Genomic DNA, 14,635 nt, shown 5'->3' on the forward strand with positions numbered 1-14,635 from the left:
GCCGATTTTGTAAATTTGCAACCCTAATAATGCTGTTTACTACCCCTTTAACGATCGATTGCCAGCATTATTTCGGTATCAATCACTCTTTTAACTTTTTTCCAACAGAGGCGGCGTGAGTCCCCTCTAATCAATCAGGATCCAGCATGGAATACAATTTTGGCGAAATAGAAAAGAAATGGCAGCGGCATTGGACCGAGCAGGGCACTTACAGGGTATCCAACGATGCTTCCCGGCCGAAGTTCTATGTGCTGGATATGTTCCCTTACCCCAGTGGTGTGGGGCTTCACGTCGGGCATCCCCTGGGCTATATCGCCAGTGATATCTATGCCCGGTACAAACGCCTGAAAGGCTTTAACGTTCTTCACCCCATGGGCTATGATGCCTTTGGCCTGCCTGCCGAACAGTACGCCATCGAGCATGGTATCCACCCCGCGGTCTCCACGGCGGACAATATCGCCAATTTCCGGCGGCAGATGGACAACATCGCCTTTTCCTTCGACTGGTCCCGGGAGTTTCGGACCTCGGACCCCGGCTACTATAAATGGACCCAATGGATCTTCTTACAGCTTTTTGACAGCTGGTATGACCGGAAGCAAAAAAAGGCGGTGCCGATCGAATGGCTGGTAAGATATTTCGAGAAAGAGGGAAATGGACATCACCCTTGTCCCGGAGACGCCTCTATCCGGTTTACCGCGGGAGAATGGGCGGCCTTTGACCGTCGCCGGCAGCAGGAGATCCTGATGAACTACCGCCTGGCCTATTGCGGCTATGGCGAGGTCAACTGGTGCGAAGCGCTGGGCACGGTGTTGGCCAATGACGAGGTGATCAACGGGCTCAGTGAGCGGGGCGGCCATCCCGTCGTCAAAAAGAAGCTGCGGCAGTGGTATCTCCGGATCACCGACTATGCCGACCGCCTGCTCGAAGGCCTCGAAACGGTGGACTTCAGTGATTCGATGAAGGAGATGCAAACCAACTGGATCGGCAAGAGCTTTGGCGCCGAGATCGATTTTGGGATACTTGATCATCCCGGCCGTCAACTGCGTGTCTATACCACCCGTCCGGATACCCTCTTCGGCGTGGACTTCATGGTCATCGCGCCCGAGCATGAGCTTGTGGAGGCGATTACTTCGGACGGACAGCGCGCGGCCGTGGAGGAATATCTGACCTATGTGAAAAGCCGGAGCGAGCGGGAGCGGATGGCCGAGAAAAAGATCACGGGCTGCTTTACCGGCGCCTATGCCGTCCATCCTTTCAGCGGGTTGCATATTCCTATCTGGACCTCCGAATACGTATTGGCGGGCTATGGCACGGGCGCGATCATGGCCGTCCCCTGTGGTGATGAACGCGACTTTAAATTTGCCCGGCACTTCGACCTGCCCATCACGAATATCATCGGCGAACACTTCAACGGCGAAGAAGCCAACCCCACCAAGGAAGCCGTTCTGCAGAACAGTGGTTTCCTCGACGGCCTGATCATGAAGGACGCCATCGTCTTCGCCATAAAAAAACTGGCGGATAAGGGCATCGGCACTCAAAAAGTGAATTTCCGCATGCGCGACGCGGCTTTTAGCCGCCAGCGGTATTGGGGTGAGCCTTTTCCTATCACCTGGGAAGACGGGATCGCCGAGGCGCTGCCTGAGTCGGCCCTCCCGCTGGAGTTGCCGCATGTCGAGAAATACGGACCCGGTCCGGAGGGCGAAGGTCCGCTGGCGAATGTCCCCGAGTGGACGGCCCGGCATCTCGAGACCAACACCATGCCCGGGTATGCCGGCAGCAGCTGGTATTTCCTGCGGTATATGGACCCGCATAACGACGGCAGCTTCTGCAGCCGCGCCGCCGCTGACTACTGGGGCCAGGTGGACCTGTATATCGGTGGTACCGAACATGCCGTGGGTCACCTGCTGTACAGCCGGATGTGGACCAAGTTCCTTTATGACCGTGGCTTTATCGGGCATGACGAACCATTTAAGCGGCTTGTCAACCAGGGGATGATCCAGGGCAGCAGCCGGTTTGTCTACCGGCTCGAGCTGCGTGGCACCGGGAATATCGAAGAGCTGACGAGGAAGACGCCGGTCTTTGTTTCCGGCGGGATCGCCGCCATCCAGGGAATCCCGGAATTTCATGAATTGGTCGGGCTGGCGGTGCGGGATCACTTCGCCGATACTTCCATCACACTGGAAGCCATCACCGTCACCCCGCTGCATGTCGATGTCAACTTCGTCGACGGCACCGAGCTCGACACCGAAGCCTTTCGGAAATGGCGGCCCGAATATGCGGATGCGCGGTTTATCCTCGAAGAGGGTAAATATTTCTGTGGATCGGAGACCGAGAAGATGAGCAAACGGCTTTACAACACCGTCAATCCCGACGATCTGGTCAATAAATATGGCGCCGACACCTTCCGCATGTACGAGATGTTCCTCGGCCCTGTCGAGCAGAGCAAGCCCTGGGATACGAAGGGGATCGAAGGGGTACACCGGTTTATCCGCAAGTTCTGGCGGCTCTTCTTCGACGAGCAAAAGGGCAGGGTCTGGACGACGGGAAAAGCCACGGACCCCGAATGGAAAGCGCTTTACCGGACGATCAAAAAGGCGGAAGAGGCGACCGATCGTTTTTCGTTTAACACCGGGGTCAGTGCGTTGATGATCGGCGTCAACGATCTCACCGACCTGAAGTGTAACAAGAAAGAGGTACTGGAGAAACTGGTCGTTGCCATCGCTCCCTATGCCCCGCATTTTGCCGAAGAGGTCTGGCATCAGCTGGGTAACGCCGGTTCGGTGCTGGATGCGCCCTACCCTGTCGTGGAAGAGAAATACCTGGTCGAATCGACGAAGAACTATCCCATCGCTATCAATGGCAAGACCCGTCACGAGTTGAATATTGCCCTCGATGCAACGCAACAGCAGGTGGAAGCCATCGTGCTGGCGGATGAGATCGTCAGGAAATGGCTCGATGGGAATCCGCCGAAAAAGGTGGTGTATGTCCGGAACAAGATGATCAATGTAGTTGTTTAAATTCTTGAATACAGCATGCCTCTTACCTCCATATTGCAGTCGCACCGGGCGGATCTTCACCCGGTTGTGCCCTTCGATGCCGGCAGGGATAAGCTATATGCCTTCGACTTCACCGACAATAATACGGCGCTCTCACCCGATGAAATAGCCGATACCGAACGTTTCGCCGACTGGATCAACCGCACCCTGCGGCAGAACCAGGCCCGCTATGGCATCGGCGGTTATGGCGAACACCGCACACTCTATGGCCGGAGTAAACATTTTGATCGAGAACTCAACCGCGGCAGCGGGTCGCGGGAGGCTGGTAAGGCCGGGTCCCCGGAAGCCGGTGGCGTCGAGCCCCGGCGGCTGCACCTGGGTATTGATATCTGGGGGCCGGCCGGTACGAAGGTGATGGCGCCGCTAAACGGCATCGTCCATAGCTTTGCCTTCAACAACAACGACAGCGATTATGGCGCGACGCTGATCCTCACGCATAACCTCGATGGCGTCGGCTTTCATACCTTATACGGCCATCTCAGCCTCAACTCCCTGAAAAATCTTACCGAGGGAAAGAATATCCGGAAAGGCGAGGTCATCGGGGAATTTGGGATGCGTTTTGAGAACGGCAACTGGCCGCCGCACCTGCACTTCCAGCTGATTGCCGACATGCAGGGGTGGAAGGGGGACTATCCCGGGGTCTGCCGGTTTTCCGAAAGGCAGCAATGGCTGGCTAACTGCCCCGATCCCAATCTCATTTTGCAACTGCAAGCATAGTCTTCGCGATCTCCTCCCATTTCCGGTTTTGAATTCTTCGTATCTCATAGTAGTTCCGTTTTGCGTAACTGGTTTTTCCCGATAGCGGGCGGCTTTGCCGGACATCGATCGCAAATTTGCGCCTCTAAACGACCTACGATGAAACGCATACTACCGCTTCTTTTTTTATCGATACTTATTGCGCCGGCTTTTGTTTGGGCGGACCCTGCCCCACCCATCAAAGGTAGGGTGCTTACTGCTGACGGGCGACCCGCCGCATCGGTCACCGTTCGTGTTAAGAGCAATGGCCGTACCACCCTCACGGATGAGGAGGGCGGCTTTGCGTTTGCCAACCTGGCCGCAGGCGAATACGATCTGGAAATATCCCTTACCGGCTTTGCCACCACCACCCAGCATGTTACGGTGGAACTACGGCGCACCGCAAATCTGTCTATCCGGCTGCAGGTGTCCGAGCAGCAACTGCAGGAAGTCGTCGTCACGGGCGGGACAAACCGCTTTTCGCGCCGCACCAGCGACGATCTTGCCAAGATGCCGTTGAAGAACGTTGAGAACCCCCAGGTATATACGACGATCACCAGGGACCTGCTGGCCGATCAGCTTGTCTTCTCGGTCGATGACGGACTTCGCAATGCCGCCGGCGTGCAGAAGATGTGGGATGCCACGAGCCGCAGCGGCGATGGCGGCGGGTATTTTAATGCCCGGGGATTTATCCTTCAGAGCCAGCTGCGTAATGGCGTGGCCGGGAATGTCACCAGCAGGATCGATGCCGCCAACCTGGAGCGGATCGAGGTGCTCAAAGGACCCTCTGCAACGCTTTTCGGCAGCACGCTTACCTCTTATGGCGGGTTGATCAACCGGGTGACGAAAAAGCCCTATGACCGGGTCGGGGGTGAGGTGAGTTATTCGGCCGGCAATTTTGGGTTCAACCGGATCAGCGCCGATGTCAATACGCCCCTGAACGCCGACCACAGCGTACTTCTTCGGGTGAATACCGCCTACACCGACGAAGGCAGCTTCCAGGACAATGGATCTTACAAGAGTTTTGTCTTTGCACCCTCCCTTGCTTACAAGGTGAGCGACCGGCTTTCGTTCCTGTTCGATGCGGAGATCTACCGGAGCCGTAGCATCACCCCACTTATTTTCTTCTTCCCCTATGGCCAGACCATTGCTTCGATGGGTGTCGACCGGGCCGACAAGCTCCCGGTCGACTACCGCCGCAGCTTCTTCAGCGACGACCTCTCGCAGCAGTCCGCGGTGAGCAATTTCTTTGCCCGGATGAACTACCGGTTCAACGACAACTGGAGCACGCAGACCAATGTCACGGTGACCAACAGCTATTCAGACGGTCCGGGACCGTATTTCTATCTGCTGGCGAACTCCGCGGTGACGGGTAATCCGGCCGATATCGGCACAGATTATATCTCCCGCAACGACCAGTTCACCGCCAACAGCCGCGACCGGATGCTGGAGATCCAGCAGAACATCAATGGAGACTTCACCATCGGCAGCCTGCGCAACCGGTTTGTCGCCGGGCTGGATTATTTCAATCACACTCCCAACGAGCTTTTCAGTGGTGGAACCTATGATACCGTCCTATCCCATGGAGTGATCCCCACGTATCGGGATTTTAACCGGACCAACCTCCAAAAACTCTATGCCACCAAGGGTGTGGATTTCTATTATCCCATTGCCAATACGAGCAATACCTACAGTGCCTATGTCTCCGATGTGCTGAACCTGACCGACAACCTGATGGTGCTGGCTGCGTTGCGGCTGGATCATTTTGTCAATAAAGGCAACTTTGATGTGACGACCGGGGCAAGCAGCGGTGGGTATAACCAAACGGCGCTCTCGCCGAAGTTCGGCATCGTGTATCAGCCGATCCGTGACCAGCTTTCGTTGTTCGCCAACTATCAAAACGGGTTTACCAATGAGACCGGAACGGACTATAAGGGCAGGGTATTCCGCCCCGAACAGGCGTATCAGGCCGAGGCCGGGGTAAAAATAGACCTCTTCGATCAGCGGCTTACCGGTACCGTCAGCGTCTATGATATCCACGTCAGCAATATCATCCGCAGCTATATCCCTGCCGCGCCGGACTCCAGCCTTCCCGTCAATCCGCAGATCCAGGATGGTACGCAAAGCAGCAGGGGGGTGGAAGCCGAGGTCGTTGCCAGCCCCATCACCGGCCTGAATATTGTTGCCGGCTTTTCCTACAACGATTCGAAATATGAAAAGGCCGATAAAGATGTCCTCGGCCGCAGACCGGCAACCGCTGCGTCCCCCTACACCGCCAACTGGTGGGTGAGCTATAAGTTCCCCGGCGGTGCGTTGAAAGGACTGGGTCTTGGATTCGGCGGCAACTATGCCAGTGATAACAAGATCGTCAACAGCGCCAGCCAGGGGGTCTTCATCCTGCCGGCATACACGGTATTGGGCGCCTCGGTATTCTATGACTATGCACATTTCCGGGTTTCGGTAAAGGCGGATAATCTCACCGACCAACACTATTGGGTGGGATACACGACCGTGAATCCGCAACCCTTGCGAAGTGTGAAAGCGAGCATCGCCTTTAAATTCTAGCGCCGATGCGGAAAAAGAGAACTCCGAGATATTATATCGGTCAGATCCACCTCTGGCTCGGGCTCGTGTCCGGGCTGGTGGTTTTGATCGTGAGCGTTACGGGTTGTCTGTTCGTGTTCCAAAAAGAGATCACCGAAGCCCTGCACCCGCGGTGGTACTATTGCGTTGCCCCGGCGGGGAACCCGACAACCCTTCCGCTTGCCGGTCTTCGGCAGACCGCGCAGGCCGCCCTTGGCGCCGGTCATCCCCTGTCGACGATCGTGGCCTACCGGGAGGGGGACCGTACCTGGGAGTTCATGGCCTATAAGGAGAACGACACGGCGCTTACCATTTTTGGGACAATGGAATATTATGAGTCGGTCTTTCTCGATCCCTACACGGGGAAGGTCACGGGCTTCCGGGACTTTAAGTACGACTTCTTTTCCGTCGTCAAATATCTGCACTGGAGCCTGCTGCTGAATACCTCCTACGGCCAGCCCATCGTCGCGTGGAGTACAGTCATCTTTGTCCTGCTGCTGCTCACTGGTCTTGTCCTTTGGTGGCCAAAGAAATGGACAAAGGCCCTTCGCGACCGAAGCTTCAAAATAAAATGGAAGGCCTCTTTCCGCCGGGTCAATTACGATCTGCATAATGTTCCGGGATTCTATAGCCTGATCCCGGCGCTTGTTATCGCCATCACCGGGCTGCTCTTTGTCTGGCCGCCGGCAACACCGCCGCCACCCGCCTTTTCATCGACTCCGGGGGCGGTTGCCGCCAGTCCGCTTGACCAGGCTTTGCAGACGAGCCGGGATTCCCTGCCTTCTTCGGTGAGGTTTGGCGTTTCGCCTGCGTTTGGAAAGGAGGGGGTCATCTATGTCTATGCTTATCGCGATGGCGAGACCTATTATGGTTATGATGTGCTTCAGTTTGACCAGTACTCGGGGAGGTTGCTAAACCATTTGCAAAACGCAAAAAAGAGCCGGATGCAGCGGCTTGTCGAAATGAATTATGACTTGCATGTCGGCGCGATCGCGGGGCTAACGGGGAAGATCATCGCTTTTATCGCCAGTCTCATCTGTGCGAGTCTCCCGGTGACGGGATTTCTGGTGTGGTATCTGAAAAAGTATAAGAAAAAGACGCCGGATGTTGGCGCAAAAATTGCTTAAATTTGGGCAATCCCATCAGCAATGGTCAAGTACGATGCCATTATAGTCGGTTCGGGTCAGGCCGCCAATCCCCTCGCAAAGAAGCTGGCCGACGCCGGCTGGAAGACGGCATTGATCGAGAAGAAATTCATCGGCGGAACCTGTCTCAATGTTGGCTGCACGCCCACCAAGACCCTGATCGCCTCGGGTCGCATTGCCTATCTGGTAAAAAGAAGCGCCGATTTCGGCATCCATACGACGGGTTATTCCGTGAACATCGAAGAAGTGATCCGCCGGAAGAATGAACATGTCGTTATCGCGCGGGAGTCTTCGGCAAAAAGCCTGCTGGAGACTTCCAACCTCGACGTCGTGTTCGGCAACGCGATGTTTTCCGGACCCAAAGAGATCACGGTGACGAAGAAGGACGGATCGGTCACGGTGATGACGGCGGAGAAGATCTTTTTGAATACCGGTGCGCGCCCGGTGGTCCCGCCCATCCCCGGGCTGGCCGACGTTCCCTATCTCACCTCCGACACCATTATCGATCTGCCGACCATTCCGACTCATCTGGCGATCATCGGGGGGAGTTATATCGCCCTTGAGTTCGGCCAGCTTTATCGCCGGCTCGGCAGCGAGGTAACGATCATCGAGGGTGATACCCGGTTTCTGCGGAAGGAAGACGAGGATATTGCGGCGGAGATAAAGAATATTCTCGAGGAAGACGGCATCCATATCCAAACGGGAACGAAAGTGGAAAGGGTGTCAAAAGAAGAAAAGGGGATCCGGCTTCAGCTGTCCATCGGAACGATCGAAGTCTCGCATGTACTGGTAGCCGCCGGCCGGGCAGCCGACACTTCCGCGCTGCAACCAGCCGTCGCGGGTATCACCCTCAACGCCTATGGATTTATTGCCGTCAACGACAAACTGGAAACCAATATCCCCGGTGTTTATGCGTTGGGTGATGTCAATGGTGGCCCGCAGTTTACCCATATTGCCTATAACGATCATCTTATCGTCTATAAAAATCTGTTCGAAGAAGCCGATTGCAGTACAAAGACCCGGCCGCCGGTGTATTGTCTTTTCACGGATCCGGAACTGGGGCGCATCGGGCTCACTGAAAAAGAGGCAAGGGACAAAGGGATGAATATAAAAGTCGCCACCCTGAAGGCCTCGCATATCGCCCGTGCCTGGGAAAACGATGAAACGCGGGGCCTGTTAAAGGCCATCGTCAACGCCGATGACAAGACCATTGTCGGTGCCGCCATGCTGTCCTTTAACGGTGGTGAACTGATGAGTCTGCTGCAGATGGCGATGATGGGCCGGATCCCATACGATGTTTTGCGGGATGGGGTTTTTGCCCATCCGACTTTTGCGGAATCCCTGAATAATCTATTCTCACGACTGCAATGATCGTTGTAAAAAATATCAGCCGGACCTTCGGCGCTCACAAGGCCGTTGACAATATTTCTTTTACCGTTGAAAAGGGGGAGAATATCGTATTTCTGGGCACGAGCGGCTCCGGCAAGACTACGCTGCTGAAGATGATCAACCGGCTGCTGGAGCCCGATTCCGGCGAAATTTTGATCGATGGCCGGTCGATCCGGTCGCAACGGGCCGAGGACCTCCGCCGGGGCATCGGGTATGTATTCCAGAACAACGGACTCTTTCCTCACTATACCATCGAAGAAAATATCGGCATCGTCCCCCGGCTGCTGGGGTGGGAGCGGGACCGGATCGCGCAGCGGGTCACCCTGCTGATGGAAAAACTTCGCTTGTCGCCTGCGCAATACCGCGGCGCCTATCCGAACGAACTGAGCGGGGGACAGCAGCAGCGCGTAGGCATTGCCCGGGCCCTTGCCGCCGGTGCGCCTATTTTGCTGATGGACGAACCCTTTGGAGCGCTGGACCCCATTACCCGCGCCAGCGTCAAAAGAGATTTTAAGGAACTGGATGAGCTGCGGTCAAAGACCACCGTCCTTGTCACGCATGATATCCAGGAGGCCTTTGAGCTGGCGGACCGTATCTTTTTAATGGACGGGGGGAAGGTGATACAGGAGGGAACGGCCGAAGACCTGTTCGAGCGACCTGTTAACCAATATGTAATAGATTTTTTTGAAGGCCAGCGATATATTTACGATCATTTCAAGAATTCAAAAAGCTGATGGACGAGCACCAAAGCCTGTGGGAGTTTATGCATCAGCAATCGGCCAAACTGCTGCAGCAGACGATACAACATATCGGGCTGACCTTTATTTCGCTGTTTATCGCCGTTCTTATCGGGCTGCCGCTGGGCATCTATATCTCCCGCAACAAGCGTGCGGCGGGCATCGTGCTCGGGGCCGCGGGTATCCTGCAAACCATCCCCAGCATTGCGTTGCTGGGCTTTCTCATTCCTTTGCTGGGCATCGGTCCCATCCCCGCCATCACGGCGCTGTTCCTCTATGCCTTGTTGCCTGTCATCCGAAACACTTCTACGGGGATCAACGGTGTAGACCCTGGTGTAAAAGAGGCGGCTCTGGCGATGGGGATGACGGCTACGCAGCGGCTGTTCCGGGTCGATCTGGTGCTTGCCTTTCCGGTGATCATGGCGGGGATCCGAACGGCTACCGTCATCAACGTCGGTGTCGGCACGCTGGCTGCCTATATCGCGGCGGGCGGGTTGGGTGAATTTATCTTTGGCGGCATCGCACTCAACAATACGAATATGATCCTGGCCGGCGCCATTCCCGCGGCGCTGCTGGCGATCGTCCTGGACTTCCTGCTCTCGCTCGTACAGCGCACCGGCCGGCGGCGGCGCAGGGCCGTCCTCAGCCTTCTTCCGGTGGCGCTGCTGGTCTTTTCATCGTTTTATATATTGCCTATCGGCAATACGCGGCTGCTGGCGGGTTTTACGCCGGAATTCATGGGCAGGCGGGATGGGGATATCGGGTTGCGGGAGGTATATGGATTAAAGATCAGGACTGTAGTTATCAGCGACGCCGTTATGTATAAGGCCATCTATAATCAAAAGCTGGATGTCATCAGCGGCTATAGCACGGATGGGAGATTAAAGGCCTACGATCTGGTCACGCTGGACGATGACAAGACGCTATTTCCGCCCTATTATGCGGCGCCGGTCGTTCGGGATGCGGTGTTGCGGGCCTATCCCGAACTGGCTCCTGTGTTGAACAAATTGTCCGGCCGGATCAACGACTCCATTATGACGCTGCTCAATTACCGGGCGGAGTATCTCAACCAGCCTCCGGAGCGGATCGCCCGGGAATTCCTGGTGTCCCAGGGATTGTATCAGGCTCCCCGCAATGGCCGGAAAGGTGTTGTCCGGTTGGGGTCGAAGATCTTTCCCGAACAATATATTCTCACCGATATTTATGCCATGCTGATCCGGGGTTATACGGATCTGGATGTGGAGAGTAAAACGGGGCTTGGCGGAACAAAAATCTGCTTTGAAGCGTTAACCCATGATCAGATAGATATGTATCCAGAATATACCGGTACTGCTTTGCTGGCGATCCTTCAACCGCCCGCCGATCTGAGCGCCCGGCTCACGGGGGACAGAGACAGTGTGTACCGTTATGTAGCCGGCCGGTTTGCTAAAGAGTACCGGCTCACCTGGCTGGAGCCTATTGGGTTCAATAACGCTTATGCTCTGATGATGCGGCGCAGTCAGGCGCAGCAGTTGGGTATCCACACGATCACCGACTTAACGAATTATCTTAAAAAAGACAAGTGATGACCCTGATCGATCAATACCGCGCCGTCCGTGGGGCCAGCGAGGCCATCTGCCGTCCACTGCAGAAAGAGGACTATGTCGTCCAGCCCATCGTGGATGTGAGTCCGCCCAAGTGGCATCTCGGGCATACCACCTGGTTTTGGGAAGCGTTTGTTCTTATCCCTCATAGTCCCGGCTACCGGCCCTGCAATCCTGATTATAATTATGTCTTCAACAGCTATTATGAGACCATCGGTGCAAGAGTGGTCCGCACCGACCGGGGAAATCTGAGCCGGCCTTCCGTGGATGAGGTCTATGCCTATCGTCAATACGTAGATGCAGCGATGGAGCGGTTTATCACCGGCGGACCGGGTGAGGAGTTGCAGCAACTGATCATCCTGGGGCTTAACCATGAACAGCAACACCAGGAATTACTGTTCACGGACATAAAATATATCCTCGGGCATAACCCCTTGTTCCCTGCGTGGTCCGAGCGGGACATCGATGTGGCTCCGGGCGGTAATCCGGCCGGTTTTGTAAGCGTGCCTGCGGGACTCTATGAGATCGGCTTTACGGGCGACGGCTTTTGCTTCGACAATGAGCTTAGCCGGCACAAAGTCTATCTGGAGGCGTTCCAGGTTGCTGCGTCCTCTGTTACCAATGAAGAGTATCTCGCGTTCATGGAGGCTGGGGGCTATACCAACTTTGTGTGGTGGCATGCGGAGGGCTGGGACTGGGTAAAAAAGAATTCCATTTCGGCGCCGCTCTACTGGCATTTCATCGATGGCCGCTGGCATCAGTATACGATGGCGGGTCTTCGTCCGCTGGAGGGTAAACAATTGCTGTCGCATATCAGTTATTATGAGGCGGTGGCGTTTGCCGCGTGGAAGGGCTGCCGCCTGCCGACCGAGTTCGAGTGGGAAGCCGCCGCCGCGCAATTTGAGTGGGGGAAAAGATGGGAATGGACCGAGTCCGCCTATCTGCCTTATCCCGGCTTTAAAAAGGCCGCTGGGGCTATTGGAGAATATAATGGAAAATTTATGGTCAGTCAGATGATATTGAGGGGGGCGTCCGTGGCTACGCCGGCCGGCCACAGCAGGATAAGTTATCGTAATTTCTTTCATCCGTCTCTCCGGTGGCAGTTCACTGGCATACGACTTGCAAAGTAGTTTCACATCGTTATACAATAATCACTAAACTAGCTCTCATGTTTCCTCCCAGCACCGCCACGCTGACCGCACGCCGGTCGACCACCTTTTACACCGACGTACTCAACGGGTTGAGGGCGGAACACAAATACTTGTCGTCCAAGTATTTTTATGATGAGACGGGGGATAAGCTCTTCCAGCAGATAATGGCCTGTCCCGAATATTACCCGACCCGCTGCGAAATGGAGATCATGCAGCACCAATCGGGAAGGATGGCGCGGCAATTCATGGAGGACAGCGCCGACTTCGATCTCGTGGAGCTCGGCCCCGGGGATGCCACCAAATCCTGGTTCCTGCTGAAGCAGTTGCAAAAGGATCAGGCGCGGTTTACCTATTACCCGATCGATATTTCTTCCAATGTGATCAAGTGGCTGGAAAACAGGCTGCCTGTGACCTTGCCGGGGATCCGGCTTCAGGGGCTCAATGGGGAGTACCTGGAAAAACTACACCAGGTGAACACCTTTTCCAGCAAGCGGAAGATCGTCCTGTTCATGGGCGCCAATATCGGGAATATGACCGTTCAGCAGGCGACCCAGTTCTGCCGGCAGATCCATGCGCAGCTGCACCCCGGCGATCTGTTGCTGACCGGCTTCGATCTCAAGAAGCATCCGCGCACGGTACTGGATGCCTATAATGATCGCCAGGGGGTGACGAGGGCCTTCAACCTCAACCTGCTGACCCGCATCAACCGCGAGCTTGGCGCCGACTTCAATATCGACCAGTTTGAACACTATCCGGTTTACGATCCCGGCAGCGGCGCCTGTAAAAGCTACCTGATCAGCAGGCAGGTGCAGGTGGTGCATATCGGGGATAAGGAGATCAGCTTCGCAGAGAATGAAGCCATCTTTATGGAGATCTCGCAGAAGTATTCGATGGCCGAGACCGAATCGATGGCTGCCCAGTCGGGTTTCGAGCCGGCGGAAGTGTTTTATGACAGTAAGAAGTGGTTTGCCGATGTGCTTTGGCGGCGGCTGCCATAAGGCATGCGGGTATCCCATGCGGCGGGGGCGCGTCAGCCCGTCATTCCCATATCACCGGTGGCTGCGACCAGTGCGGCCATCTCTTCCTGGATGGTGACGGATTTGTCTTTGTTGTACCAGCGCTGCAGTTCTTCTTTTACCGCGGCATAGGCCGTGCCTTCTTCTTTTAACTTCATAAATATCGCCTGCAGGGGTGCGGGACGGGGGCCCCAGGTGAATAATTCTTGCCGGGTAAAGGTGTCCAGGGCGATCAACTTGGGAATGCTGCGACTCACTCCATTGGTGAGATAGCGATCCATCAGTTCGGGGTTCTCGTCCCTGAGCAAGAATCGCAGCGTGATCAGCGGGTTCAATGCAGCCAGCGCATGGAGGACGGGTATGCTGTGGGCGGCGTCGCCACACCAGGCTTCCGTCAGCACCAGCCAGGTTTGCGGCAGGGTGAGATCGCGGATGGCGGCTTCCACGGCAGGAAGGAGCCGGATCGTCTTGTCCCAGCGGTGCATGCGTTGCTGATTCAAAACGGTATAGTGGATAAACCCTTCCGACTGGTCGGGGCCTGTGGTTTGGCCTTCGGCTACCAGTTGATCGATCAGCTGGATATAAGTCTCGTAAGAAATGGCTTTTTGCAGGTAAGCGCTTTCGACCGTATGGCTTGGTTCGGGTGTGGACATAGCGTATAATTTTCCCTGTAAAGGTCGGTTTTCCGGTCCGCATTTTTCGTCAGCGTTCGGACAATCTCCCGGGGGCAGTCCCGCTCTTACTATATCTGTGGCCTGGTTCATGGCGTGGATCAGCCGGGAGGAGTTTTCGTCGCCCAGCAGTTCCCGGCATTTTTTTTCGAAGTCGAGATCGCAGGCTATGAAAAGGTCAAACTTATCCCATGCTTCCTTTGTCAACCACAGCATTCGGGTTCCGTCGTATTCGAACCGTTGTATAAGGCCTTTTTTTACCAGCCGGTCGACCAACCGGACCATTGTGCTTGGGCTGAGCAGAAGCGCTTTTGCAAGAAATGAATTGCTGACTGCCTTTTGGTGTGAATTTAACAGGAATAATACGATAAAGGCCAGGCTGGGATGCAGACCTGTCGGTTGAAAACATTTGATGGCGAGGCTTTCGGTTGCGCGGGCCAACGCTCCCGAGGAAAAATAGAGCGAGGAGGCAAATCGGCTGGTTGTGGCAGTCTCGCTTTCCGGCTGCAATCGTTTCGGAATTCTCATACACACGGTTCTTTTTGTGAGGAGGTATGGCTAAAAAGTAA

The 14,635-nt window shown here is 55.4% G+C and carries 10 protein-coding genes; 9 read left to right on the forward strand and 1 reads right to left on the reverse strand.

What is annotated here, in order from left to right; all coding sequences use genetic code 11:
* Positions 1-146: 146 nt before the first annotated feature.
* The 9 genes from VGM48_RS13440 to egtD all read left to right on the forward strand — a co-directional run bounded on the left by VGM48_RS13440 (position 147) and on the right by egtD (position 13,377).
* The gene (locus tag VGM48_RS13440; protein WP_331579916.1) at positions 147-3,017 is read left to right on the forward strand and encodes a leucine--tRNA ligase; all 2,871 of its coding nucleotides are present in this window, start codon (positions 147-149) and stop codon (positions 3,015-3,017) included.
* A gap of 15 nt (positions 3,018-3,032) precedes the next feature.
* Positions 3,033-3,773 carry a peptidoglycan DD-metalloendopeptidase family protein gene (locus VGM48_RS13445; protein WP_331579918.1) on the forward strand — a complete coding sequence of 247 codons (741 nt, stop codon included), beginning with the start codon at positions 3,033-3,035 and terminating at the stop codon, positions 3,771-3,773.
* Positions 3,774-3,911: 138 nt separating this feature from the next.
* On the forward strand, positions 3,912-6,356 hold the full coding sequence (locus VGM48_RS13450) for a TonB-dependent receptor (RefSeq protein WP_331579920.1): 2,445 nt from the start codon (positions 3,912-3,914) through the stop codon (positions 6,354-6,356).
* A gap of 5 nt (positions 6,357-6,361) precedes the next feature.
* Entirely contained in the window at positions 6,362-7,501 is a 1,140-nt protein-coding gene (locus VGM48_RS13455; protein ID WP_331579922.1) for a PepSY-associated TM helix domain-containing protein, read from the forward strand.
* A gap of 21 nt (positions 7,502-7,522) precedes the next feature.
* On the forward strand, positions 7,523-8,890 hold the full coding sequence (locus tag VGM48_RS13460) for a mercuric reductase (protein ID WP_331579924.1): 1,368 nt from the start codon (positions 7,523-7,525) through the stop codon (positions 8,888-8,890).
* Positions 8,887-9,642, forward strand: coding sequence for an ABC transporter ATP-binding protein (locus VGM48_RS13465; protein ID WP_331579926.1), 756 nt, complete (start codon positions 8,887-8,889; stop codon positions 9,640-9,642). Before VGM48_RS13460 ends, VGM48_RS13465 begins: the two co-directional genes overlap by 4 nt.
* Entirely contained in the window at positions 9,642-11,210 is a 1,569-nt protein-coding gene (locus VGM48_RS13470; protein WP_331579927.1) for an ABC transporter permease/substrate-binding protein, read from the forward strand. Before VGM48_RS13465 ends, VGM48_RS13470 begins: the two co-directional genes overlap by 1 nt.
* Complete coding sequence (egtB, locus tag VGM48_RS13475) at positions 11,210-12,358, forward strand: ergothioneine biosynthesis protein EgtB (RefSeq protein WP_331579928.1); 1,149 nt, start codon at positions 11,210-11,212, stop codon at positions 12,356-12,358. Before VGM48_RS13470 ends, egtB begins: the two co-directional genes overlap by 1 nt.
* A gap of 38 nt (positions 12,359-12,396) precedes the next feature.
* Entirely contained in the window at positions 12,397-13,377 is a 981-nt protein-coding gene (egtD, locus tag VGM48_RS13480; RefSeq protein WP_331579929.1) for an L-histidine N(alpha)-methyltransferase, read from the forward strand.
* 32 nt (positions 13,378-13,409) lie between these two features.
* Here the strand turns inward: egtD and VGM48_RS13485 are convergent, their stop codons facing one another.
* A complete protein-coding gene (locus VGM48_RS13485) occupies positions 13,410-14,594 on the reverse strand; it encodes a thioredoxin family protein (protein ID WP_331579930.1) in 1,185 nt (394 codons plus the stop codon).
* Positions 14,595-14,635 lie beyond the last annotated feature (41 nt).

The sequence above is a fragment of the Puia sp. genome (genome assembly GCF_036500295.1).
Classification (GTDB): Bacteria; Bacteroidota; Bacteroidia; order Chitinophagales; family Chitinophagaceae; genus Puia.